Raw genomic sequence first — 26,122 nt, forward strand, 5'->3', positions numbered from 1 at the left:
CTCCAAAATAAAAAACCATAAACAGGATTAACGGTATGCAAAAGTAATTATATGTAATAATTAAGCAAGGGTCAATAAGATAAATTCAACTAATTTGTATTAATTACAAAATAACCCTTTTGTTGAAATAGAGGCCCTACCCTTATTTTATACCGGGAACGAATAAGCATCAAATAAAGGATAAAATAAAAACACGAGCGGTATATACGCTCGTGTTTTACATGCAATACAGCAGATCATTCTGCTATGTATTGATTTTGGTTTAAGGCAGCACATTGCCAGCTGCACGATAAATTTCGTACCACTCTTGGCGTGTAAGGTGAACATCGCCAGCTTTGATGCAATCCTGCAGACGCTGGATGTTCGTTGTGCCTGTCACTGGCTGCATACGAGCAGGGTGGCGCAACAACCAGGCAATTGCGATAGTCGTGTTGCTCACTTCATATTTTGCAGCAACCTCGTCGATCTTCGCATTCAGTTCCGGGAACTTATCGCTGCCCAGGAACACGCCTTCGAAGAATCCGTATTGGAACGGGGACCATGGTTGAATCGTGATATCATGCAAACGACAATAATCAAGAATACTGCCATCACGGTTCACAGCGGCATCATTCTCCATATTTACGTTGATTCCACTGTCAATCATCGTGGTATTGGTAATACTCAACTGCAACTGGTTGGCTACCAGTGGCTGTTTCACGTATTTTTTCAACAGTTCGATCTGGTTCGGATTCTGGTTGGATACCCCGAAGTGACGCACTTTACCTTCGCGTTCCAGCTGGTCAAAGGCTTCAGCCACTTCTTCCGGTTCAACCAAGGTATCCGGGCGATGCAGCAACAGAACATCCAGGTAATCGGTTTTCAAGCGTTGCAGAATGCCATCCACCGAATTCAAGATGTGCTCTTTCGAGAAATCAAACATACCTTTGCGGATACCGCATTTGGATTGAAGAATCATATTTTCACGAACCTGGGGATTCATCTGCACAGCCTCTGCAAAGATCTCCTCACACGCTCCGTTTCCATAAATATCAGCATGATCGAAGAAGTTCGCGCCTGCTTCCATGGCGGAATGAACAAAATGTTCAGCTTCTTTGCTGCTTAATGAATTAATTCGCATGCAGCCAACGGCTACAACCGGTACTTCGAGTGCGCTGCTGCCAAGTTTAATTGTTCTCAAGATGATTTCCCTCCATATTCGAATAGTATCGTACATTCATGCCATAATCATTGCCAACTAGTATATACTTATCTTCCGTCTATGATTGTGACACAGAACTGCAATCGGTTTCAATGGAATTTTAGAATTCTTATATGGAATAATGGAGGTTTTTTTCTGCATCGTTCATCCACTTATACTTCTTCCGGGACGATCACTTCAATATGTTGAGGCAATACATTGATTCGAATCGGCAGAGAAGGCCCTTCCTCCCCATCCACATTTGTGCGAATGGCTTCCGTGGAACGGACGTGAACTTCTTTTGCCGTAAAATATTCAACATCCTTATGGTTCTTCAGATTGCCAAACAGCAGGGACGTTCCGAGTGTAACCGTATTGAAGACGTTCATGCTACGAATCACAAAACAATGAATTAAACCATCATCTACCGCTGCTTCCGGGGACAATTTCTCAAAACCTCCAACCGAATTGGTCAGTGCCGCGAGAAAAAGTGGAGACTCCCCTTCCCAGAACTGCCCGTCATACTCAATAGTTAGTGGCTTGGCGGGTGTATTCATCAGGTCTTTCAATCCTTCTTTTAAATATGCGAATGAACCCAGCTTCGACTTCTCTTCCGATGATACCGAGAACAACGCCTCTGCCAATGAACCAGCTGCCACCACGTTGGCAAACAGACGATCATTGATTTTACCGAGATCCACCCTGTGGATCTGCTCCGAACGCAACTGCCGAATGGCTTCCTCCGGATCAAGGGAGATATTCAGCGCACGCGCAAAATCATTCACCGTACCCAACGGCACCACACCCAGTCTGGGACGATGTTCCTGATCCATCATGCCGTTAATCGTCTCATGTAACGTACCGTCTCCTCCGATGGAAATGACGAGATCACAGCCATCTTTGCAGGCACTCAGACAGTAGTTGGTCGCATCGCCCTCCCCAGCCGTCTCATTAACCACTACTTCATACTGCTGTGATTCAAGAATTTCTTGTACCTGAGACACATATTGCTGAGCTTCTTCTTTACCCGACGATGGATTGCTAATGATCATGGCTTGTCGCATACTCTCATCTTCTCCTCCAAATGGCATCTTTACTTCATCTATACCCTTTCTGCTATAGAATTGAATAGGATCTGGGGGAGTTGTACAATTTTTTTTGAAAAAGATGGCTGGAAGAGTGCAGTGTTAGGTTTGTATCATATAGAATAGAAGTAGATGTTCTGCCTGCCATGAATTTCTTGTTCCTTTTGCCCTATGATGGGTTAATAACTATAGATGTGTTTTTATTTGTGCCTGCATAAGTTAAACTGATCCATTTACACTTACCACTCCGATGGCAGAACAACCTTCCGAATCACTGTTACCGTGTAAATCTTGTACTTACCTTATATATCATCGAAAGAAATCAATCTGTTCGGAGTATTTTATAATCTCAAAATCGGAATCGGAGGGAATTCATGCAATGAGAAGAATGACTCTACTATTTCTAGTCTTCATCCTGAGTCTCGGGGCGGCTGGGCAAGCGACGGCCTATACCACGGCAGACTTGGGCGAAGGAATCATCGAAGATCCTGCACTGGAGAACGGACTGAAGCTGATCCTGAACAAACCGGTAGATTCCCCTCTAACCTCCTCCGATCTGGAGCAGTTGCACGTTGTGGATCTGAGCAATGCAGGCATTCAAAGCCTGTCCGGTCTGGAATACGCCACGAATCTGACTCACCTCCGGTTATATGGCAATGAGATTGATGACCTAACACCGCTGGCGCATCTGACTCAGCTTCGCGAGGTTGACGTTCGTAATAATTACATTACATCGATTGATGCACTAGCTGATTTGAAAGACCTGGGACGGCTGTATATCAGCAACAATTCCATTACTTCCATAGAGGTTGTACGTGAATTCACCCGACTACATACGTTTCACGCGAGTGGTAACCAGATTACGAGTCTCTCCGCACTGGATGATGCAGATGATCTTCAGTGGCTCGAAATCTCCAACAATGCGATAACGGACCTCACACCGCTGGCGGATAAAAGAAAACTGAAACAGCTCAATGTGGCCAACAACCACATTCACACACTGGATGTACTAGCGGATCTGCCGAATACCCTGCAAAAGCTGAATGTAGCAGGCAACGAAATTTCCGATCTGTTGCCCCTGGAGCATATGACCCGTCTGCAGGTGCTAGACTTCTCCGGGAATCAGGTTCAGCATCTGGCACCCTTGGAAGACCTGACAGGGTTGAAAGAACTGAATACGGAGTCCAATCAGATCTATGATCTGGAGCCATTACGACAGCTCTCCAAGCTGGAAGTGTTGAAATTGTCCAACAACCGGGTGTGGGACCTGACACCGATTGCCGGGTTTACTTTTACAAGAAGCAGCTCTGCCAATACAAATACCATAACGGATATTTCGGCCTCAACTTCCATATCCTCTGGTACTCAGACTTCAGTCTTCGAGCCGGAACCTGCCGGACTCACGGTGCAAAATAATTATCTGGATGTCGCAAGCGGTAGTGACACGATGCGCCTGCTAAACCAGATGAATGTACGGGAGCAGAAACGTACTCCACAGGGCAATTTCCAGCGGCTTATTGAAGGCTCTACCACGGCCTATGTCGGGGATCGTGCTTACGCACTGGAGGCTGCACCTTTTATCGATGAGGGACGGACCTATGTACCGCTTCGTTTTGTCTCCGAGCAATTGAATGCCAGCGTGAACTGGAATCCGGATACACAGGAGGTTCAAATTGCGCAGAATGGTACAGTGATTCGGTGGACTGTGGGCAACAAACAGGTGATTGTAGACGATGCCCTTGCGACGAACGACGCTCCCCTGTTGATGAAGGATGGAAAGGCGTTTGTCCCGGTACGTTTTATTTCGGAGCAATTCAATACGACGGTTGCCTATATCGGAAGCAGCAAAACGACTCTGATCTTCGAAAACAAAGTGCAGGACGAGAATGTACAACCTTAATTAAGCAAAGCATAATCAAGCACCAGGCACTTATCTCAACTTATCTCAATGCACAATTTTGAATTCATATGCCCTCCATGTAGATTATTACATGCACAGCGAAGTCCCCGTCTGAACATCAGCGGGGATTTTTGATGAGCATTAAACTCGATACGAGTACGCGGAATGCGATTGTTTAATCGAAAAAACGGATGCTGCCCATGGTCTGTCTGTATTCACTGGGACTCATGCCAGTCCATCTTCTGAACTGACGACTGAAGTGCGCAAGACTGGAATATCCAAGCATGGTGGCAACCCGAGTGAGGTTAAGATCAGGCTGGTGTATTAGCTGCTTGGCCTCGTGGAGCTTCAGTTCGGACAAATATCTGCGCGGGGAGATGCCGTATACTTTCTGAAACGTCTCCAGTGCATACCCAGGGCTGATTTGAAGCGAGGCCGCAATCTCTTCAATCCGAATCTCCTTATCCCCCAGCCCTTCCCGCTGGATATTCCCGGCATTGAAGCGGCTTTTGATTGCCTCGGCAATCAGTGTTGCATAGTGCGCCACAGTAGGCGAGACGGCTTCTTGGGAACGGGAGGAGCTTTGCTCTGCCAATATCGCCAAAATCTCCAGCAAACCAGCCTGCATACGGAACAGATCTGATGTTGTATATTCTTCTTTGTGCTGAAGCAGATCCACCCATTTCATCATGACTTCCGTTAATCGCTGATTATCCTCGCCGCCACATGGGAACAACAGCTCCACATGTCGACTCATCTCTTGGCGAAACAGAACCTCATCTACATTGAAATGGGCAATAAAGTAGGTCAGCCCCTGCTCCTGATTACATTCATTGGTATGTTTGCATCCAGGCGGGATAAGCAATATATCTCCTGCTTGGAGATCATAACGGATATTCTCCAGTATCGTCGTCTGCGATCCTTCCAGAATCAATATCAATTCAAAGGCCAAATGCGATTCCAGCGGCACTTGCCAGCCCTGCTTCACCTTCTGCATGTGAGCACCAAACAGCTTGACGTTCCAGTCCGTCGCAGGTAGCCATCGGCTCTCCGGAGATAGATATGAACGGTATGGTTCAGGAATGATCATGAATTTCACCACCTTGGATTAGGGCAAATTTTACGCGGTTCAGCGTATCTTCTTTTGCAATGGGACTTGATATACTGACTGTACATCATACCTGAGATTCAAGCGAGGAGGAAATTCCAATGTCCTTGACATTACATGGTTATTCCACTACACCAGATCATGCGTGGAAAGAGATCTCTTATACATCTACAAATGAAAGCGCTAACTTAAAGCTCACAGGTGAACAGCATCAGCTTGTAGAAGGATTTGGCGGTTGCTTTAACGAGCTTGGTTATATTGCCCTGTCCCACTTGAATGAGGAGCAGCGTCATGACGTATTTCATTCCCTCTTCCACCCGGAAGGTGAACATAAATTCAACATCTGTCGCCTGCCCATTGGTGCGAGTGATTATGCAGAGCAATGGTATAGTCACAATGAGGTGGATGGCGATGTGGCCATGGAACATTTTTCGATCGAACGTGATTTCAAATATCTGATTCCATACATCAAAGAGGCCCTGACCTATAATCCGAATCTGCAATTCTTCGCCTCGCCGTGGAGCCCGCCTACTTGGATGAAGTCACCGAAAGCCTATAACTACGGAACGCTGCGCTGGGAGAAGGATATCCTGGAAGCTTATGCGCTGTATTTCGTCAAATTCGTACAGGCGTACCAGGACGCTGGCATTACCATCCATCAGGTCCATGTACAAAACGAAGTCATCGCGGATCAGAAATTCCCTTCCTGCATGTGGACAGGCGAGCAGCTGCGTGAGTTTATCGCCGATTACCTAGGTCCTGCTTTTGACCAACACGGTCTGGATACGGAAATCTGGCTGGGAACAATCAATGCACCGGACCCATGGGAAGAATTGATCAAGAAGAAAACGAATGATTTTGACGAATATGCCGGACTGGTACTTAGTGATCCCAAAGCGTACGCCTATATCAAGGGAGTAGGTTATCAGTGGGCAGGCAAAAACGCCATTCAACGTACAGCCGCAAGCTACCCGGAGCTTCGTTACATGCAGACCGAGAATGAGTGCGGGGATGGCAACAACTCGTGGAACTATGCCAAGTATGTATTTAACCTGTACCAGCACTATTTCAGCAATGGAGTGAATGCGTATATATACTGGAACATGGTTCTGGAGCCGAAAGGCCGCAGCACATGGGGGTGGGAGCAAAACTCCATGATAACGGTAGACCCGGATGCCAAGGGAATCATTCGTAATCCCGAGTATTATGTGATGAAGCATTTTGCTCATGATGTCGTGCCTGGTGCACGAAGAGTAGGACTGTCTGGAGCCTGGAGTGGCAAAGCCGTGGCTTTCCGCAACCCGGACAACAGTCTCGTCATTGTCATCAACAATCCGTTCAAGGACAACCGTGATCTGCATCTGGCGTATGAAGGGCAGACACTCCGGTTCGAGCTGGAGGCTGATTCCTTCAACAGTATCGTTATTTCCTAATCTTAGACAGTACATTATGAGAAAGAAATAGCGCTCTGCTCCGCTACCTAATCTGCGGAACAGGCGCTATTTTTTGGGGGATACAAGTGATGGCTAAAAAAAATGACTATTCCAGCTTAAGGATTATTGGCGAGATAATTCCTCAACCATTGGAGCGCTGGACGCTCTGTACCGTTGCTGTTCACCAAATGAGAACCAGATACCCAGGTTTGATTCTGATTGTAGCCCCACAATGTTACACCTTTAACGGCGGAGTGCTGCCAGAGTACAGGGAATTTCTGCTGATAGCGCTGCAATTGGGTATTGTCGTCGCCCGTCATGTCCAGTTCTGACACATAGATGGGCAGTCCCGTTGCTGCCAGCTTGTTCAGGACGGTGTTCATGGTGCTCACCGAAACCGTATCCATATTAAAGTAATGGGCCTGAATACCAATACCGTCGACCAGGCCTCTGCTCTTCAAGATATTGATGATCTGAACGTATTGATCAGCTGCGTTGGGGTCACCGATAATGCCATATTCATTGATTAACAATTTAGAATTTGGAAAGGCTTGTCTTGCTTGTTGGAAAGACCAGATTACCCAATCCCATCCTGTCGCTCCATCCCCACCAATGGCGTTGCGATAGGAAGGCTTGGCATGCAGCGGCTCATTGACCACATCGACAAAAGCCGCTTTGGGATAACGCTGGCCTGCCGCCTGAATCCATTGTGTCACTTCAGCTTTCTGATCTGCAGCGGATAGACTGTTAATCCATCCAGGCTGCTGACTTCCCCATACAAGCGTATGAAATTTAAATGGAAAACCATTGTTAACTGCATAGTTGTACGCCATGTCTGCCTGAGACCAGTTCATCACGTTACGTGTGCCTTCAACGGCATCCCATTTGGTTGAGTTCTCCGGGGTCACCTGATTCCAATATGGACTAAAATTCGAGGGAACACTGCTGGCTATAATATTGCCCAGAAACTTGCTACCTTTCGCCAAACCTGCACTCACACTGCCTACGGCTACCGATGTGGCAAGCACACCCACTAACGCCAACGCACCTACATTCTTAAACCATTTGGACTTGAACAATGTATTTCCTCCTTTGAATTTTAGTATTCGATTTATTGGTAAGCGCTTACAATTTTCATTTTAATGGATAAATTTGTAATTATCCATGCAGAAAGTATAGCTTGTCCCTCAGAAAGTATAGATGTTGGGCACTAAAATGATGACTTAACCAAATGAGTCACACTTTATTATATTTACAAATCTATAAATATAGATATAATGTAATTCTGAGAACTTATTATATCGGTCATAATTTTATACAAAGCCAAGGAGGTTTTTTTTTAGTTCAACATATCTGCTTTTCTATATATATAAATATAAATTAACTTGGAGGTCTACATTTTAACATGAAATCGAAATCACAACAGGTTAATCCGCTGCCCATCATCATTCTAGCACTAGGTGTATTTTCCATCATCACTACAGAAATAGGCATTATAGGAGTGCTGCCCCTGATCACGCAGAAATTCAACATCACCGCTGCACAGGCTGGATGGCTGGTAAGTATTTTCGCTCTCGTCGTTGCCGTGTCCGGCCCTTTCCTGACTTTACTCGTATCTGGTATCAATCGTAAAACCATTTTGTTAACTGCTGTGCTGTTGTTTGCCATTTCCAACGTAGTATATGCCTACACAACCCAGTTCGACATGATGTTAATTTTCCGGATTATCCCGGCCATCTTTCATCCGGTCTTCTTCTCTGTTGCTCTCGTCACAGGTGCCAAGCTGGTCCCACCGGAGAAAAGCAGTCAGGCGGTTGCCAAAGTGTTTACCGGGATCACTGCCGGCTTTGCATTTGGCGTGCCCTTAACTTCCTATCTTGCGGAACGATTCTCGCTGGAGGCTGCGTTTTGGTTCGGAGCGGTTGTCAGTATCATCGCTTTCATCGGTATATGGATTTGGCTGCCATCAATGCCTGTGCAGGAGAAGATGTCTTATGGCAAACAGATCGGCATTTTGCGTAAACCTGCGCTGTGGCTAAATATTGCCGCTGTCATTTTTATTTTTGCAGCGATGTTCTCCGTATACAGTTATTTCGCCGAATACCTTGGGCAAGTTACCCGTATGGGCGGTTCATGGATTAGTGTGATGCTCTTGGCCTTTGGTGTTATTATGATCGCCGGCAATTTGGTATTCGGACAGCTTCTGCATCGGAATATTCCGAGAACCGTTCTCCTCTTCCCGGTGCTATACATGGCGGCTTATTTACTCGTTTTCTATGCAGGCTCCTATTTCATTCCGATGATTATCATGGTGTTCGTCTGGGGTGCGATTCACTCTGGCGGTCTGATTGTCAGCCAAACTTGGCTTACGACGGAATCCCAGGAAGCACCGGAATTCGGAAATAGCCTCTTTGTCTCTTTCTCTAATCTGGGGATTACCCTCGGTACATCCATTGGTGGCTGGTTCATTGCCCAACTTGGAATTCATCAGGTCATCTGGAGTGGAATAATCTTTGGTTTGCTTGCTCTGGTATCTATCGTTGTCAAAATAAAACTTTTCAACTCTCGTAGTCGCAGTTCAATTGAGACGTTATAAGAGTTAAGGGCCCAATTGGTCTGGAGCAAAGTGCTATCTCTTCCTCCATAACGAGAAAATTCCTTCTTCATCAGTAACATCCTCATACTGAAGTGCCAAGCGTCATATACAATCAAATATGATTTGGGTGTTGTTGAGGAAGAAGTTTAAACATATAGAGAGACGTGTAGAGACTACTCTGATCACTTCCTATGGAATTCCCATGGGAAGATTCCGGTGGTCTCTTTTATTTGTCATTTTGTGGTTTACATTTACCAAATGTTTATCTAGTATTAACTCCAATGACACATATCTTTACATAACACTAGATAACAAGGGAGATTACAACATGCGCAAATTTTCGCCGAAACGTTACGCCGGATGGCCCTTATCATTCCTCTTATGTGCCTCCATCCTCTTCGCACCTTTTGCCTCCACTCCGGCTCAGGCTGCTGAAGCAGACAAGGAAACCAAGATTACGTTGCTGGGAACATCGGACATTCATGGCCGATTTATGCCGTGGGACTATGCCCTGGACGGTCCGAATCCGACAGGTAGTATGACGCAGTTGTACACGATCGTGAAAAAAGTACGTGCAGAGAATCCGAATACAATCCTGCTGGATGCAGGCGACATGATTCAGGACAACTCGGCTGAACTGTTCAACGATCAACCTCAATCTCCCATGATGGTCGCAATGAACGAAATGAAATATGACGCATGGGTCATGGGAAACCATGAATTCAACTTTGGATTGGACGTATTGGAGAAGATTTCCTCACAGTTCAAGGGACAACCCTTGGTAGGTAACATTTTCAAAGAAAACGGCGATCGCTACATGCCTGCCTATACGATTATCGAGAAAGACGGCATCAAGGTTGGCGTCATCGGAATGAACACACCTATGATCACCGAGTTCGAGAAAGGCACGGATCACCTGGATGGCATCATTGTCAAAGACCCTGTGGAAGAGACCAAGAAAGCCATCGCCGAGCTGAAAGGCAAAGTGGACGCCATGGTTGGACTCATGCATATGGGACTGGACAACGAGAACGGGAACCCGGGCACCGGGGTCACGGATATCGCCAATGCCAACCCGGAGCTGGCTGCTATTTTTGCCGGACACATGCATACGCTGATTGAATCCCAAACGGTTAATGGCGTATTGATCTCCGAACCGAACAAATATGGTTCACACATTTCACGGATTGACCTCACGTTTGCCAAAGAAGGCGACAAGGTTGTACTGAAAAGTAAGGAAGCTCAAGCACTCGCTGTAAAAGCAGCTGATGGCTCTTATGAAGTGTCCGATCCCGGACTGGAAGATACACTGCATCCGTTTCACGAGTTCGCTCGTGCCGATGCCAATATTGAAGTGGCCGAACTAAAAGGAACCAACATGGTACCAGCAGATGAGATCAAAGGTATTCCTGCCGTGCAGATTCAGGAGACACCACTCTCTGACTTCTTTACTGAAGTCATGCTGCATTATAGCGATGCCGACGTAGTCGCGCACCAGATCGATAACGATAAGGCCAAGCTGGATATTGGACCGATCAAGAAAAAGGATATTGCATTCAACTACCAATATACCTTTGGTGAAGTAACCGTATATGAAGTGACCGGACGTGATCTGAAGGATTACATGGAATGGTCTGCGGGTTATTTTAACTCCACACGCCCTGGTGATGTGACGATCAGTTTTGATCCGAAACGACGTGCTTCCAAATACAGCACCGACGATTTCTTCGGTGGGGTGACGTATGAGATTGACCTGACCAAGCCTTACGGCAGTCGAATTACGAACCTCAAATACAGCAATGGCACATTGGTCAAAGAAGACGATACGCTCAAGCTCGGCATGAATGCCTACCGGATGGAAGCCCTGATTGCCAAAGGCAGTGCGTTGGAAGGACGTAAGTTCAAGCAATTGTGGTCCTCCAAGGATGCTTCGGCATTTGGCGAGATTCAGGGTACGATCCGTAATCTGTCCATTGCTTATCTCAAAGACGTGATGAAAGGCGTCTACGAACCGAAAATCCAGCACAACTGGAAAATCACCGGAGTCGATCTGACAGCACCTGCACGTGCAGATATCGTAGAGCTGATTAATGATGGTATCCTGTCTGTTCCGACAACGGAAGATGGCAAGTATACCAATATTGCGTCCATTAATATTTTGGATAAGGTGACTGAAGAAGAAATGACTGCACTTGCCGCCAAAGCGAACGTAAGTATCGCGAAATTCTCTGGTGTGAAAACCAAAGGTGAGTTCTATCAGGAGCTGAATAAAGCTCGCAAGGCGTCCACTGGCAGTGGTGAGGAAGAGACTTCACCTGAGAAGCCTACAACACCAACGGTACCTAAACCGACACCAGACACATCGAAACCCGGCAAACCATCGACATCACCAAGCACAGGTAAACCGGGTATAGTCGTTAAAGGTAAACAAGCCAAGGTTACTGCGGCCTACCTGAACATGCGCGCCAGCGCTTCATCCAAAGCCAAAGTGGTTACTGCCGTACCGAAAGGCACCATCCTTGAGGTAATCAGTACAGATAAGTATGGCTGGGTCAAAGTGAAACTGGATGGACGCGTTGCTTATGTTTACGGAAAATATGTAAGTATGCTGAAATAAATACGGAAAAGGCATAGTTTCACGTTAACAAAAAAGGGCGGTTCTCTCCATGAATATCATGGTAGAGATCGCCCTTTCATATGTTAATGTCCCATTCCCTCTTCACCCGATGTAGTTCGATTCATTCATACCTGTTATGCACTCAATCCCGCTTGACATCCCAGCTCGCAAGCATGCCTCTTGCCATTTCCATATTGGACTCTTCCCCAGTTATTAATGCAAACTGTGCAACAATTGCCGGGTATGCCGCCCACTGCTCCCGAATATGCTCCAGCATCCGAGGCCATGTCCTTCCCCCTGCCTTCTCATAGCGATTGAGCAAATCTCGCAATCCTTCCTCTTTGAAGAGCGCATAATAGATAACAAAATCCTTACCCGCGTCGGCAATCTCCGCCTCAGTCCAATCAATAAGTCCGGTAACTCGCTGGGCATCGTCGACGATAATATGCGGTGGATGCAGATCACCGTGATTGAACGTTGAATGTTCAGGCCAATAGCTGTCCGTTGTCAGCCACGCCTCCCACCGACTGGCCAGTTGATCAGGCACCTCAAAGCTTCGTTTAATCTCCTCCATATTGGCTGCAAAAGCTTCACGGGCTTCTGTAGGCGTCTTGCTGCGCACTCCGCCCTTTACCGCCTCATCAGGATCAATATTATGCAATGCCGCGAGTGTAGCCGCGAGCGAATCGAAGAAATTAACGGATAAGCTTTCCTGCGGAAATCGCCATTCATATCCTCCCCCTGCCGGATCGACAACCGCAATCGGTTCTCCATCAAGTAAAGGATAAGCGATCAGTTCCGGCGTACAAATCCGCCATTCCGGTACCTCTACCGACAGATGGCTTTTTACAACCTCCAGCACCTTGCGCTCATTTTCGGCCCTTCCCCATACACCCCCGCGCCGTGGCTGGCGCAGTATCCACTGTTGTCCCTGTTCATCGGTGGCAAACGCTACACGAAAGTCCATACCGGACTCATTGATTTTCATGGATTGCTCAGCAATATGAAGCCCGTTCTGTTCAGCTAGAGATGTTAATTCCTTTTGAAATTCCAAATGCTCATTCACGTTCGATTTTGTCATATCGGGTAATCCCCTTTTCCTCAATAAAATAAAAAAACACAGACATTCATGCCTGTGCAGTCCATTTCGGATATTGGGTATACCTGAATGCTCGCAAAAAAATAGTAGTACACTAAAGAACCACTCTAAATGAGCGTTTCTTTAATGACTAGCGGCATACGTGTAAATAGGCAAACCGATCCCGATGAGCTGCACACAGGCAGAAACACAGCAAGCGCAAACAAACGTTTCGCCATACTATCTCAACCGGATAAAATTTGCCACACGTATCCCTCCGTTCCGTAAGTTACCCATATGTTAACATATTCCATTTTCTAGTTCCAGCTTAAATGGCGGTTTTTCTGTTATTTTTTCACCCATCTTAATTTCACTTCATACGAATGCCGAACTCATCATTGAAGGAGAGATCGTCGCAGCACCTTTGGATGAAACACTGGTTGGTCGAATTGCAGATGTATGGATAGGTGAGTTTATCGCCAAATCTTATCCTCCTCAGACTAAGGCTCTGAAGATGGTCATCCATTAACACAAGATTAAACAGATGATATGTTATAATAACGAAATAATCTTATAAGGAACGGGGAAGGATTCGCATGGACGCTAAACAACCCCCAGATCAGGACAATCCCATTTCTCGAGGTCGACCAAGGAGCACAGAAGTTCACAAACGTATACTGGATGCCACGTTAACTTTACTTGGCGAAGTAGGTGTGGAGAAACTGAGTATGGAGTCTGTCGCACAGCTCGCAGGCGTAGGTAAAACCTCAATCTATCGTCGTTGGAGCAGCAAGGAAGCGCTGGTCGTGGATGCACTGGAACGTGTCAAGCCGGAGTTCAGTACAGCTGTACAAGGCGAACTACATGAAGTGTTGTACGAAATGGCCCAAAGTTTTGCCCATCAGATGAACAATCCGCTTGGGAAGCAGATGCTCTCATTGCTGATTTCAACCCTATCTGGCAGTTCACAGATTTCAGAGTCGTATTGGGAAAACCATTCACTACCGAAGACCAAGGAAATCTCCAGTCTGCTTGAACGTTATATCCCGAAAGAAAAACTACGTCATGATACAGATCTGGATCTGGTGTCTGATTTTATAATCGGCTTTATTATGTATCAACTCTTGCTCAAACCGACTTCATCCGATCTGGATAACGAACTGAAACGCGGTATTGATATGATTTTAAACGGAATACAACCCAAATGATTTAGGTCCCGCTATGATTAGCAGGACCTTTTTTATTGACAATTAACGATACGATACAGTATCGTATCTAAATATAAAATCATTCAAGGGAGTGTAATCCATGAGTAAACCCAATAAAACAGTGATTATTACAGGCGGTAATACCGGTCTTGGATACGAATGTGCCAAAGTGATCGCTTCATCTCAGAAGTGGCATGTCGTTATTGCTTCTCGCAGCCTAAGTAGAGGAAACGCTGCGGTGCAGACTTTGATCCAATCTACCGGTAACCCCAATATCTCGGCGATGGAGCTAGATTTGGCTTCAACGACATCCATAAGGAAACTTGCAGCGCTATATATACAAACCGATCTTCCACCTCTCTATGCCATCGTTTGCAATGCCGGGTCTCAATTTGTGCAAAATACACAATCCACTGCGGATGGTGTCGAGGCAACCTTTGGTGTGAACCATCTGGGGCATTTTCTCCTTGTCCGCTTGCTGCTTGAGTCGCTTCAGGAACAGGGGCGAATCATCGTTGTATCCAGTGACACGCACGATCCCGGAGCCAAAACCGGTATGCCCGCTCCTCGCTATGCTCATCCCAATATCATGTCTGACCCTGCCCAGTCCGATCAATTACTCGCCGCCCTCTCTCCTTCTGCCCGGGGACAACTACGTTATACAACATCGAAGTTATGCAATTTGTATTTCACCTATGAACTCGCCCGCCAAGTCCAACAATCTGGAAGAACTGTTGCAGTCGCTGCATTTAATCCTGGGATGATGCCTGGCAAAGGTTCCGCTCTCGCCAGAGAGTATCGCCCGCTCCTTCGTTTCATGTGGAATTATGTAATGCCTCTGATGCGTTTCTTTAATGCTGGCATACGCACCACAAGGCAATCAGGAACTGACCTTGCAAGTCTCGTATTACATCAACCAATAAGCGAATTGAAGGGAACGTACTGGGATGGACCGAAGAAAACTCCTTCTTCCGAGGAATCCTACAGCCCCGAACGTGCCGTAGAATTATGGGACTGGAGTTCAGAAAGAGTTGGTTTGCATCATACGATTTAAACATCATTGTGAATTACTCCGTTAACCCACCTGCATATAGAGTATAATGAAGAGGTATACGATAAATGTACGGTGCAATGCTTGTATATAAGCATATTGCATAATTCGATTCCAAACGCTCCCGTGTACAAGTCGCTTTAAGGAATTATGCAATATGCTCTTGTATTCAAAACTAACGTAAAAGAGGTTAACGATGAGTAAGCAACAATTTAAAGATTATGGACTTGGCGAAGAAATCGTAAAAGCGCTGGATAGCTTGGGCTATGAAACCCCAACGGAGGTTCAAACCAAAGTTATTCCAGTAGCCCTTGAAAATAAAGATCTTGTGGTCAAATCCCAAACAGGCAGCGGGAAAACAGCCGCCTACGGCATTCCAGTCTGTGAGCTGGTAGATTGGAACGAAAATAAGCCGCAGGCTTTGATTCTCACACCAACCCGCGAGCTGGCTTTGCAAGTCAACGAAGATATTACCAACATCGGTCGCTTTAAGCGTATTAAAGCAACCGCACTATACGGTCAGTCCCCTTTTCATGTTCAAAAAGCCGAGTTGAAACAAAGAACGCATGTCGCTGTAGGCACACCTGGACGGGTACTGGACCACATCGAACGCGGCACCCTACCGCTTGATCGGATATCATACCTTGTCATTGACGAGGCCGATGAGATGCTGAATATGGGCTTCATCGAGACAGTTCAATCCATTATTCAAGCACTGCCTAGCGAGCGAGTGACGATGTTATTTTCCGCAACGTTTCCTGAAGATGTAGCCAAGCTGTCACGCAAATACATGAACAATCCGGTGGAGATTGAGATCAAGGCAAGTGGTCTTACCACAGCCACGATTGAACATGCCGTGATTCACGTGCCAGAGGTGAACAAAACGGCGCTGCTTCAGGACCTGTTTATTGTTGAAAATCCAGATAGCTGTATCGTGTTCTGTCGTACGCAGGAGAACGTGGATAAACTGTTCCGGGTTATGGCTGACCTCGATTATCCAGCGGATCGCATCCACGGAGGCATGGAACAAGATGAGCGCATCGAGGTGATGAATGCATTCAGAAGAGGACAATTCCGTTATCTGATTGCAACGGATGTAGCCGCGCGCGGGATTGATATCACGAACATCACCCATGTTATCAACTACGATATTCCTTTGGAAAAAGAAGGATACGTACACCGTACAGGCCGTACGGGTCGCGCTGGTAAAACAGGTAAAGCCTTTACTTTGGTTACCCCGAAGGATGGCAGACGTCTGGCCGAGATCGAATCGTATATCGGATTTGCAATTCCTGTTGTTAAAGCTCCTTCCGAGGAAGCTGTTGACCGTCGTCGAGAAGCGTTCGAGAAGCGTTTGAAGATCGTGCCTGAACGCAAAAAGGACAAGCGTGAACAGTTGAATCAACAGATCATGAAGCTGAATTTCAACGGAGGTAAGAAAAAGAAACTCCGTGCGGTAGACTTCGTGGGCACCATCGCCAAAATTGAAGGCGTCACTGCAGACGACATCGGGATTATTACCATTCTGGATAATGTAACCGATGTGGAAATCCTGAACGGCAAAGGCCCACTCGTGCTTGAGGTTATGCAAACTACAACGATAAAACGCATGCAGCTCAAGGTTCGCAAAGGTCATAAATAGATTTTAAACCTGTTTAAATAGAGTGTTATCCAACAGGGGATAGTGGCTTATTTTATAAGTCTACTATCCCCTTTTTTTATATATTGAAATGAGGTAAATTACTCGCTATTGCCGCTATATTCCGGATAAAGTTCCATTTGTTCATTAGGGTACACATTGTTCACTTGTACAAGATTCCATTTTTATTACACTAAATATATGTAAACGCTTCATAAAGTACCGATATTAGGAGGTGTGTGTAATGAGCAACAGGAAAGCAGTCTGGTTTCTGGTCTTCGCGCTCATGCTAACCATGTTTGGCCTTCATCCCGAACGGACTAACGCGGCAAGCGTGACTATCACCAACGGTTCCGATTGGCTGGATACCGCAGGCAACCCCATTCAGGCCAATAGCGGAAACATTCTGAAAGTCGGTAGCACGTATTATTGGTACGGTGAGCATGCGGTCAGCGGCAAGTTTGACAGCGTAAACGTCTATACCTCAACCGATCTGAAGAACTGGACGTTCAGCAATGCTATTCTGACCAAGGATTCAGCCACCGAGCTGGCCTCCAGCAAAATCGAACGTCCCAAAGTCATCTACAACGCCTTCACGAATCAGTACGTATTATGGGCACATTACGAGAACGGCACAGATTACAATCTAGGGCGGGTCGCGGTAGCGACGAGCAGTACCCCAAACGGCAAATTCACGTATGAGGGAAGTTTTCGGCCTTTGGATTACGAGTCACGCGACATGACTGTTTTTGTAGATACAGACGGTACTGGCTATCTGGTCACAGCATCCCGCAAGAATGGCGGTGCCAATGATACCATGGCTATTTTCAAAATGAACGCCAGCTATACCGGTGTGGAATCCTTTGTGGGTTGGCAATTCGAGAATGCCTACCGTGAAGCTCCTGCCGTTGTGAAAAAAGGAAATCGCTACTACCTCTTCACATCCCAAGCTGCTGGCTGGTATCCGAATCAGGGCGCGTATGCAACCGCATCGTCCATGACAGGCACGTGGTCCACTCTTACACCTTATGGCAATCCATCGGCCTTCGGCTCCCAGATCCATGATATTGCCACGATTACAGGCAGCAGCACCACATCCTATATTTATATGGGCGACCGCTGGAATCCACTCAATCTTGGTGAACATAAACATATCTGGCTTCCTTTAACCTTGAATGATTCAAACGGAACCGCCTCACTGGAATGGTACAAAGAGTGGAATATCGATGCTATAACAGGCACGGTAACGCCACCTTCTCTTGTTAATCACGCCCAAGGCAAAACAGCTACCGCCATCTCCACAGCCTCCGGATCATCTGCATCCAATGTCAATGACGGCAACTATCAGACTTCTTGGGCAGCATCGTCCAATACTTGGCCAGCCTGGTGGCAGGTCGATTTCGGTGCACCGAAGACCATCACGGAGATCGATATCTCCTGGTTTATGTATAAAGGCTCGGAAGGCTATTATCAGTACAAAATTGAGATCAGCAACGATGGCGTCAACTACTCCACGCTGGATCGAACCAGCAATACCACCTATGGGTTTACGACTGACACTGTTCATTTTACCGCCCGGTATGTACGGATCAATATGGTCAACGCTGTCCTGTGGAACAACCCGGGTAACTGGTACACGCCAACCCTGCATGAGGTCAAAATGTTAGGCCCAGCAACACCTGATGCGACGAATTACAGCCGATTCAGTTCCTTCAATTATCCAGATCGGTACATCCGTCATTCCAACTTCACTGCACGGATCGACACCAACGTCTCACCTGCACTGGATTCCCAGTTCCGCGTTGTACCAGGCCTGGCTAGCTCTACAGGCATCTCACTGGAGTCCATCAACTTTCCGGGTTACTTCCTGAAACGCAACGCCAGCAACAAAATTGTACTTGAGGCGTACACGGATACTTCCGCTTATAAAGGAGATGCCACTTTCCTGAGCAGCCCCGGCTGGGCAGACAGCTCCAAAGTATCGCTCCAGTCGTATAGCCAGCCCGGATATTACATCCGGCATTACGACTATGTATTGCAGCTGGATGCCATCAATGCCTCCAGCAGTGTAACGGTGAAGAGCGATGCCACATTTGGGCGAACCGATTTTTAATTGGGGAATTTGGAAGTGAGGATTGAGCACAGAATTCACATTTACACGTTTGCACCGATTAGGTGTAACACCTGAAATGGCAACCCTATACTACTTCTTTCAAGATTCCGTTCAGTCAGGAAAGGCTTCAATATCTCTTTTTTGGCTAGCACCTTTTCTACGGTTAGTAATTCTTCATCCTCCGTGTTATCGACTGCGAACTCCGCCTTTTTATATTCCAAGGTCATTTCAAGAGCTTGCTGTTCTTCCTGGGCCGATGCCTTTTGATTCGTCAATATACTCAACTGACTCGTTGAAGATGGAGCTGGCTCTTGAATACTTTCGGTTTTTTTGGACTCGTTACACCCCATCATTATGACAGACGTCAGAGTAACTGTTCCGATGATATAAAATAATTTACGCAAAATCATCCTCCATCCTGTGCCTTCTTGTTACCGACTACAACTGAATACATAAGCGGGCGGCAGGTTACGGTACACTCTTGTCATGCTTACGTTTTCGAAAAACTGCTTGAGCAGACCCCGTTTGAGCAATGTATACTGAAAAGTAATGAATTTTCCATCTTGTTTCAAATATTGCCTTGATTTAGCTAAAATGTCCAGTGATCTCTCCGCAGGCAGACTCGCAAAAGGCAGTCCGGATACAATATAATCAACCTTGTCCAGTCCATTTTGTCGTATGTGCTGATCCACATGCACGGCAGAATCATGAATGATGTGTACATTCGGAAGATGACCGTACTTTTTGCGCAGCAAATGGCAGAAACGGGCGTTGTTTTCAATCAGGATCAGGATGGTCCCTGGCTGTATGTTTGCAAGCAGCATTTTCGTAAACACCCCCGTGCCCGGCCCATACTCCACAATGCATGATGCACGGTCAAATACGATGTCTTTCACCATTTTCGCTGCTAGATATTTTGAGCTGGGGGCAATCGCCCCAATCCATCTGGGACCCTTGATGTATTGCTTCAAAAAGGATAACCACTCCATCTCGTCGCCCCCTACGTTCAATTTCCTAAGATCAGTGTAGAATCCAAATCCGAAGAAGCCATCAAATCGAGGAGAATAGGAGGAGAATAGGAGAAGAATGATGAGAATTTGAGAGCATGCTACATCATATTCCGAGTGGATAAAGCTTGCGAATGATACGGGGTAAACGCATAGAACATAGAACTGTGGAGCACAAAAAAGAAGCCTGTCGGATTACTCCTCAAGCCCTTGAATATAATCAAACTATAATATGGGAACAACGATTAACGATTTGAAAATCTGAAGATCAGCTTTTCGCCATCATGGGTATGATCCTGCAGCTCGATATAGTTTCCCTGGGTATAGTTCGATACGGTCTTTCGCCAAAAGTGTTGACCTACTTTATTTTTCTCCGAAGGATTCGTGAACAACTCCCATCGGCCCCGATATCTCCGGAATACCTCTTTTGCAGCATACTCTGCAATCCCCACACCTCTGAATGGCTGCATCAGAAAGAATTCATGTATAAAGAAATCCGTGTCTTCCGAACAATGAGGCGCAGTAGCCACAAATACAAAACCTGCTGGCACGTCATCTACTTTAATCAAAAATGCATAGAGAACATTTGGTTTTTCCCACCATATGTTCTGGACATCATATTGATCTTGCAACGTTTTGTAATCATCACCGATTTCGAAAATCCCATGTTGATTCGGAGTGTGTTCTCGATTTCTCGAATGCAGCTCTAGCCATTTAATCACTTTTTGGAATATACAATTTTCTTGATACTGTCGATGGACAAACAAAATTGCTCTATGAGTTGGTCAATGGACATGCCCGCAGCGAATAGCTGTCGGATCTCATCGTTCCTTTGCTTCAAAATCATCCGGCTGCCTGAACCCTCGCCCCATTTCTTATGGGTTTCCTTGGGTTTGGGGATATACACCAATCCACCAGGGATATGACGCTGGATCTCCTTTAGCAATGATTCCGGAAAGATGGTGTCTGCGTTAATATATTTCATATTTGCCCCGCTCCTTAAAAGTTAAGATCTTTAAGGTAGCAGAGTCAACCGATGAACAGTCCTTGTATGCACTATATTGGTGTGGCGGAAATGGAATTCAAGCTCTATACAAACAACCGCCGTTGTTCATCGCATGGACTCTGCATAGAGCGGATCGTGAAACTTCTTATGAATTGAATCATGGTAGCCCCCCATTCGGTGAATCCTATATAAGTTACTTTCATGGTACTCTTATATGTTCCATATGAGAACACAATATCCTTTTACAACATTCAGTACTGGTTCAAACTCCGTTCCAACATCTCTTTCACTTGTTGTTGCAGCTCCAGCGGCTTAATCACCTTCACTTCAGGCCCATAGGACAACATCTTCCGCGCTGTAAAAGGAAACTCCTCAGGCGGAACCAGTCCTCGCCATTCATTACCTTCAACCGACTTGAACAGTACATCTGATCCTGCCAGTCTCGCCCCAAAATCCGTGAATTGCAGTACGACTTCTACGCTTTCTCTGTTTTCCTTAAAATTCAGCCACTCTTGCAAACTAGGAACCGACTCGTCGATGGAATCCAGCATAACCAGCTCCTGCATGCGATCCACCCGATACAACAGCACCCGATCCTTCCTCCGGGCCGGCATATACCAATACCCGTGATCATAATAGATGCCGATAGGAACGACCTGTACTTTTTTATGTCCCTGTCGGGAATGATATATAAATTCAATCTCTCTTTTATCCACTGCTGCACCTAATATCTCGGTTGTTAATGCCTCGGCCTGCACAGCATGGTGTTGAAGGAACGTAATGTGCTGCCTCATACGTGTAATAAGATCCTGTACATCCTGAGGTAAAGTTGAATAATATTCCTCTGCCAAGTGATTACGAATCGATCCATACGGAAAATCAGGCACGTTCTCCAAATATTCAATCATCATAAACAGACCCAACGCCTCATGCTGTGTAAGTTGAAGAGGCGGCAGAATGCGATTAGGAAGCACTCGATAACCCCCGTTCACTCCAACCTCCGTATACAAAGGAAAGCCCAACTCCTGCAGATCATTCAGATCTCGCTGGATCGTACGAATCGACACCTGAAAACGCTCCGCCAATTCACGAGCCGTAAACTTCTTTCTCGAATCCATGAGTCGCATCAATGCGAGTTTTCGATTATTCATGTTCACCCCACCTAACTACGTCAACATTTGTCATAGATGGAGTGTATCATACATTTCAGAAGGGAGCGATTGATATGTCTAAAAATAAAGTCGTGCTATACATTGCGATGAGTCTGGATGGGTACATTGCAAGACCGGATGGTTCGGTGGATTGGCTGTTTGATGTGGAAGGCGATGGTGGCGATAATGGGTATGGCGAGTTTTATTCAACGATTGGATCGGTGGTTACGGGACGTCTTACGTATGAAGAGGTGCTCAAGCTGTCAGAAGATTTCCCCTATGCGGACCGCCCGACATATGTACTTTCCCGTTCCAAACAAGCCCCTGCACCACATGTACAATTTACGGACGAGGCTGTGGAGAACCTGATTCTTCGATTAAAGCAAGACTCCAGCGGTGACATTTGGATTGTTGGCGGAGGCCAGCTGGTGCAAGCCGTTCTGGAACAACAACTGCTCGATGAGGTTGAGATTGCCATTATTCCGAAAATTCTTGGTGACGGAATCCCTCTCTTTCCAACAGGGACGATGCCAACTCATTTCAAAATGATTCATACGCAGACGCTGGGACAGATCATTTCGATCCGCTATCAGGTACAAGGGAAGTAACGTAGTTAATACATCGCCTTTCGGGTGTCGAAGGCCTACAAGTCTAAAGCCAGACCTTTCTTGTTCAAGAGAGGGCTGGCTTTGCTCATTTTTAACATAACTTATTATTTTAAAATTCCCTTTAGATATTCCGCTAACGTATCAGCAGTCCTTCTATGAGATAACTCACCCGGATGACTTCTGGCGCCCACCGTCTCCTCGGTCGTATTGGGAAGCTGTATAACCGAGACTTTCGTATCCCCAGCCTGTTTCGTATAGGCGTCAACAGCACGATAGATCGCTGGCATCATCGGGAATCCAAGCATGCCGTATGCCCATACGAGATGTGCCTCTGGATTTTTTTTTCGAAGTTGGATTAGGAATCGGGTCACGGCATTTTCAAAAGCAGCTAGATCCTCTTCATGATAAGTTCCGTCTTCATTCAGGCGTTGCTTGTACACCTTTCCCGTGACGGGGTCCTTCCAAGCCGGGGTTTGAAAGGCTCCTCCATCATTGCTTCCCAGATTAACCACCACTACATCCGGCTGCCAGGAGTTAAAATCATGCTTGTCCCCTGCTCCAAGTGCTGCGTTCTTATCTCCGGTCACCAATCCACAGACTTGCTCGTAATAATCAGGGATATTGGCATTCGGATTGTTATCCCAACTCGTCAGCACACCCCAGCCGCTCTGCGAGATGACCCGGTATTCTGCATTCAGCGCTTCTGCTGTCATGAACGTATAATTATGTATGGCGCTGAACCACATTGGAATCCAATCCTCTTCCGCTTTGGCTCCAATCGCACCTTCTCCAGATGTAATACTGTCACCGATAAATTCAATCTTGTACGTTTTTTCCTCTACAGGCACGAAGGCACCGTCCGATTTCAACGCATGAATCTGCAAGGAACATCCCGGATCTCCATTCATGGCCTGTACATCTTTTACGATACGTACATTTTTCACGACATTCTCGTTCATGCCTCGGAATACGCAGATCCAATACCTTCCCGCTATTAACATCTGTCTGCTCACCGGGACACCGTTAATCAGAATACTAATCCAGGGCTCATACAGATCATAATCAGACTCGATCTCCACCCACAACTCAGAGCCTTTTACATTAAGTTCAATTACGCTTCCAGTCCAAAACAAGGTTAAGGGCGACCGTTGTCCTGTCGTTCTGCCATGTACCTTGAGATTGCTGACATCAGTCAACGCGTACGTCTGTAATTTCTCATTAGCCTTCACGATGTATTCCTCCCGCATGATTATTGCCCCAACAGGGCAGTTCATCTGACTAGCTTTTGAGAAAATGGTCCACATGCTTCTGGTATTCCTCATACCAGATTTTCCATTCTGCTTCACGAGATTCCAATGTACGGCCATCCAGTAATGCCTCAATGACGTTCAGGCAGACATGCCACCCCGCTAGATCTTTAGGTGTATGGCTTGTGATGTGATGGATGGTTTCGAGCAACAGTAGACGGCACCCATTCGGCTCTGGATATAGCTCAAACCGAACCCGGTCTTCTGCCCAGGTATATTCGAGAACAGAGCCAGGGATAAGCTCGATAATGTTGAGTTCCTTAAAGGTACCATCCGGCATATTAAACTTGATGCTTCCTCCCTCCCGAAGATCCGTTACTTCAAGTTCGGAGAACCATTTTGCAAGCTTTTCGTTTACCGTCAAAAAAGACCATACATCTTCCGCAGCGTGCTTCCAATGACGTTCGAAACAGGCCACTGTGCCAATCGGTACTAGCTTCAAATCTGCAATCATAAAGGTACCTCCTCCATAAGGATAGATCATGGCTTACCACTCTGAATGTGGAATTAATCCGGGAATGAACAGGATGATGTGGAGCAACTCGTTTCCACATGTTCTCCCAATATCGGCACTCCAGCTGACTATTGTTATTGGACAGGTGGGGCGCTCGCTCTCACATCATCCTGATTATTTGTTCAATATGCCTTATTTCATCCCGTTATTCACAAATGTTGATTCCCTAATCCATCGAGAACATTCGGAATTTTAACGATATGTGATTGTTTATGATAAAACATACAATACACCCGTAAATTATCGATGTGTGTTTCTTTGTTTAAGGTAAATCCCCATTTGCAATACATATTAACATTTTCTTGGTTTTCCGTGTCCAGTGCAATTCCCTGTGAATGTGTGTCCCCATTAATTGTTTTCATGAGGTGCATCAGCAACGATTTACCAATTCCCTTTCCCTGAGACTTAGGTATTACGCCAATCATAATGAGGTAATGATGCGATAGCCGGGGAGCGGCGGATCTGGTGACTCGCATATAGGAATTAAGGAGCCATAAGGATTTTACGGACATTTGAAAAAACAACGGAATGAACCGCCCCATGAGCAGAAATCCTTCTTTCATATTTTGAAGCTTGTTCTTTTCTGGTTTTTCTACGATGTACGCACCGAGCAGGCACTCATTTTCAAATAACCCCCAGACCTCCTCACTGACCAAAAAAGCTTTATCAAACATAAAGGAAACAAAAGCTATCATACGGCTCCTTGCCTTCTCATCCATCTCCGAATCACCAAATAAGTACAGGAATAATGGATCTCGGGCAAAGGCTTTGCTCAAAACGAATACAAATGAAGGTTTGTCTGATTTCGTTAGCCTGGCGATTGTATACGGAGTGCTCATGTTTCTTCACCGAGGCTGTTTGTTGTTCTGCCATAATGATCGACGGCGAAGCTGAATAACACCTTAAGCATAAATAATGAACAGGTAATCAGCATATACGGCTTCATATCTGGCAGCATGGGCATACAACCCAGGCCGATCGATAGGAGCAAACCTGCAACAAATCGTTGTGATTGCTTACCCATAAGGGAATTTACGATAAATGCTCCCAGAATGGTATAAGCCCAGATTCCTATTACATACCCAATATCCGTATTCAATAGAAACGCAACAATCACGATATGAAAATGTATTGCAATGAATACGATGCGATTGGTTTTGCGTGCAGCGTAAAAATTGCTGGTTGAAGGTGAGAAGTTGGCTATACAACCGGAGAATATATCAAAAATGAGCAATAACGCCAGAACGATGCGCCAAACTGGCAAATTTCCTGTAAGTTCCGGGAAAATCAGGCCCATCGTTGTGGTCAGGAGACCACCAAAGAGCAGTACGGCTAATAGGGATGCAATGCTCTGTTTCTCACCAAAAACATCATGCAGAAATGTGGGAATCCGTATTTGTTTCATGTAAATACACTCCTATCCTAATTGAATGTTTTAAAATGCATTTCTAAGCAAATGAAGTTATGTACTATATATAGTAAATGACTACAAAAACATTATAACTACATCACATCAGGATT

Annotated in this window: 23 protein-coding genes; 9 read left to right on the forward strand and 14 right to left on the reverse strand. The window is 45.9% G+C overall.

What is annotated here, in order from left to right; all coding sequences use genetic code 11:
• Positions 1-262: 262 nt before the first annotated feature.
• On the reverse strand, positions 263-1,180 hold the full coding sequence (locus tag ACFVQB_RS10010; protein ID WP_379437711.1) for an aldo/keto reductase: 918 nt from the start codon (positions 1,178-1,180) through the stop codon (positions 263-265).
• A gap of 173 nt (positions 1,181-1,353) precedes the next feature.
• A complete protein-coding gene (locus ACFVQB_RS10015) occupies positions 1,354-2,244 on the reverse strand; it encodes a diacylglycerol/lipid kinase family protein (RefSeq protein ID WP_379437713.1) in 891 nt (296 codons plus the stop codon).
• Positions 2,245-2,644: 400 nt separating this feature from the next.
• Between ACFVQB_RS10015 and ACFVQB_RS10020 the strand changes: the two genes are divergently transcribed.
• Positions 2,645-4,165, forward strand: coding sequence for a leucine-rich repeat domain-containing protein (locus ACFVQB_RS10020; RefSeq protein ID WP_379437715.1), 1,521 nt, complete (start codon positions 2,645-2,647; stop codon positions 4,163-4,165).
• Positions 4,166-4,340: 175 nt separating this feature from the next.
• On the opposite strand, the gene ACFVQB_RS10025 is transcribed toward ACFVQB_RS10020, so the two are convergent.
• Positions 4,341-5,255 (reverse strand): AraC family transcriptional regulator, encoded by a 915-nt coding sequence (locus ACFVQB_RS10025; protein WP_379437717.1) that lies wholly within the window; start codon positions 5,253-5,255, stop codon positions 4,341-4,343.
• A 119-nt stretch (positions 5,256-5,374) separates the two neighbouring features.
• Between ACFVQB_RS10025 and ACFVQB_RS10030 the strand changes: the two genes are divergently transcribed.
• Complete coding sequence (locus ACFVQB_RS10030; protein ID WP_379437719.1) at positions 5,375-6,706, forward strand: glycoside hydrolase family 30 protein; 1,332 nt, start codon at positions 5,375-5,377, stop codon at positions 6,704-6,706.
• Positions 6,707-6,822: 116 nt separating this feature from the next.
• On the opposite strand, the gene ACFVQB_RS10035 is transcribed toward ACFVQB_RS10030, so the two are convergent.
• Positions 6,823-7,785 (reverse strand): endo-1,4-beta-xylanase, encoded by a 963-nt coding sequence (locus tag ACFVQB_RS10035; protein ID WP_379437722.1) that lies wholly within the window; start codon positions 7,783-7,785, stop codon positions 6,823-6,825.
• A 326-nt stretch (positions 7,786-8,111) separates the two neighbouring features.
• Here ACFVQB_RS10035 and ACFVQB_RS10040 point away from each other — a divergent pair, with 326 nt between their 5' ends.
• On the forward strand, positions 8,112-9,302 hold the full coding sequence (locus ACFVQB_RS10040; RefSeq protein ID WP_379437725.1) for an MFS transporter: 1,191 nt from the start codon (positions 8,112-8,114) through the stop codon (positions 9,300-9,302).
• Positions 9,303-9,630: 328 nt separating this feature from the next.
• The gene (locus tag ACFVQB_RS10045) at positions 9,631-11,919 is read left to right on the forward strand and encodes a 5'-nucleotidase C-terminal domain-containing protein (RefSeq protein WP_379437728.1); all 2,289 of its coding nucleotides are present in this window, start codon (positions 9,631-9,633) and stop codon (positions 11,917-11,919) included.
• A 142-nt stretch (positions 11,920-12,061) separates the two neighbouring features.
• Here the strand turns inward: ACFVQB_RS10045 and ACFVQB_RS10050 are convergent, their stop codons facing one another.
• Complete coding sequence (locus ACFVQB_RS10050; protein WP_379437731.1) at positions 12,062-13,000, reverse strand: macrolide 2'-phosphotransferase; 939 nt, start codon at positions 12,998-13,000, stop codon at positions 12,062-12,064.
• Between the two features lie 593 nt (positions 13,001-13,593).
• Between ACFVQB_RS10050 and ACFVQB_RS10055 the strand changes: the two genes are divergently transcribed.
• From ACFVQB_RS10055 to ACFVQB_RS10070, 4 genes are all read left to right on the forward strand, one after another.
• On the forward strand, positions 13,594-14,205 hold the full coding sequence (locus ACFVQB_RS10055; RefSeq protein WP_379437733.1) for a TetR/AcrR family transcriptional regulator: 612 nt from the start codon (positions 13,594-13,596) through the stop codon (positions 14,203-14,205).
• A 100-nt stretch (positions 14,206-14,305) separates the two neighbouring features.
• A complete protein-coding gene (locus ACFVQB_RS10060; RefSeq protein ID WP_379437736.1) occupies positions 14,306-15,259 on the forward strand; it encodes an SDR family NAD(P)-dependent oxidoreductase in 954 nt (317 codons plus the stop codon).
• A gap of 193 nt (positions 15,260-15,452) precedes the next feature.
• Positions 15,453-16,898 (forward strand): DEAD/DEAH box helicase, encoded by a 1,446-nt coding sequence (locus tag ACFVQB_RS10065; protein ID WP_379437738.1) that lies wholly within the window; start codon positions 15,453-15,455, stop codon positions 16,896-16,898.
• 283 nt (positions 16,899-17,181) lie between these two features.
• A complete protein-coding gene (locus tag ACFVQB_RS10070; RefSeq protein ID WP_379438121.1) occupies positions 17,182-19,008 on the forward strand; it encodes an AbfB domain-containing protein in 1,827 nt (608 codons plus the stop codon).
• A 41-nt stretch (positions 19,009-19,049) separates the two neighbouring features.
• Here the strand turns inward: ACFVQB_RS10070 and ACFVQB_RS10075 are convergent, their stop codons facing one another.
• The 5 genes from ACFVQB_RS10075 to ACFVQB_RS10095 form a co-directional block, all read right to left on the reverse strand.
• On the reverse strand, positions 19,050-19,412 hold the full coding sequence (locus ACFVQB_RS10075; protein WP_379437741.1) for a hypothetical protein: 363 nt from the start codon (positions 19,410-19,412) through the stop codon (positions 19,050-19,052).
• 27 nt (positions 19,413-19,439) lie between these two features.
• A complete protein-coding gene (locus tag ACFVQB_RS10080; protein WP_379437744.1) occupies positions 19,440-19,997 on the reverse strand; it encodes a class I SAM-dependent methyltransferase in 558 nt (185 codons plus the stop codon).
• Positions 19,998-20,260: 263 nt separating this feature from the next.
• Positions 20,261-20,647 (reverse strand): GNAT family N-acetyltransferase, encoded by a 387-nt coding sequence (locus tag ACFVQB_RS10085; RefSeq protein WP_379437746.1) that lies wholly within the window; start codon positions 20,645-20,647, stop codon positions 20,261-20,263.
• Positions 20,648-20,733: 86 nt separating this feature from the next.
• Positions 20,734-21,000, reverse strand: coding sequence for a CD3324 family protein (locus ACFVQB_RS10090; RefSeq protein ID WP_379437749.1), 267 nt, complete (start codon positions 20,998-21,000; stop codon positions 20,734-20,736).
• Positions 21,001-21,272: 272 nt separating this feature from the next.
• Positions 21,273-22,172, reverse strand: coding sequence for a helix-turn-helix transcriptional regulator (locus ACFVQB_RS10095; RefSeq protein WP_379437752.1), 900 nt, complete (start codon positions 22,170-22,172; stop codon positions 21,273-21,275).
• 68 nt (positions 22,173-22,240) lie between these two features.
• On the opposite strand from ACFVQB_RS10095, the gene ACFVQB_RS10100 reads away from it, so the two are divergent.
• Complete coding sequence (locus ACFVQB_RS10100) at positions 22,241-22,780, forward strand: dihydrofolate reductase family protein (RefSeq protein WP_379438123.1); 540 nt, start codon at positions 22,241-22,243, stop codon at positions 22,778-22,780.
• Between the two features lie 104 nt (positions 22,781-22,884).
• Here the strand turns inward: ACFVQB_RS10100 and ACFVQB_RS10105 are convergent, their stop codons facing one another.
• From ACFVQB_RS10105 to ACFVQB_RS10120, 4 genes are all read right to left on the reverse strand, one after another.
• Complete coding sequence (locus ACFVQB_RS10105) at positions 22,885-24,009, reverse strand: SGNH/GDSL hydrolase family protein (protein ID WP_379437755.1); 1,125 nt, start codon at positions 24,007-24,009, stop codon at positions 22,885-22,887.
• A 49-nt stretch (positions 24,010-24,058) separates the two neighbouring features.
• Positions 24,059-24,541, reverse strand: a complete 483-nt coding sequence (locus ACFVQB_RS10110; protein ID WP_379437758.1) for an SRPBCC family protein — start codon at positions 24,539-24,541, stop codon at positions 24,059-24,061.
• Between the two features lie 209 nt (positions 24,542-24,750).
• The gene (locus ACFVQB_RS10115; protein ID WP_379437761.1) at positions 24,751-25,320 is read right to left on the reverse strand and encodes a GNAT family N-acetyltransferase; all 570 of its coding nucleotides are present in this window, start codon (positions 25,318-25,320) and stop codon (positions 24,751-24,753) included.
• Between the two features lie 116 nt (positions 25,321-25,436).
• Positions 25,437-26,006, reverse strand: a complete 570-nt coding sequence (locus tag ACFVQB_RS10120) for a hypothetical protein (RefSeq protein WP_379437764.1) — start codon at positions 26,004-26,006, stop codon at positions 25,437-25,439.
• Positions 26,007-26,122: the final 116 nt, after the last annotated feature.

Origin of the sequence: Paenibacillus sp. NPDC057886 (assembly GCF_042796655.1) — a bacterium.
In the GTDB taxonomy this organism is placed as follows: domain Bacteria; phylum Bacillota; class Bacilli; order Paenibacillales; family Paenibacillaceae; genus Paenibacillus.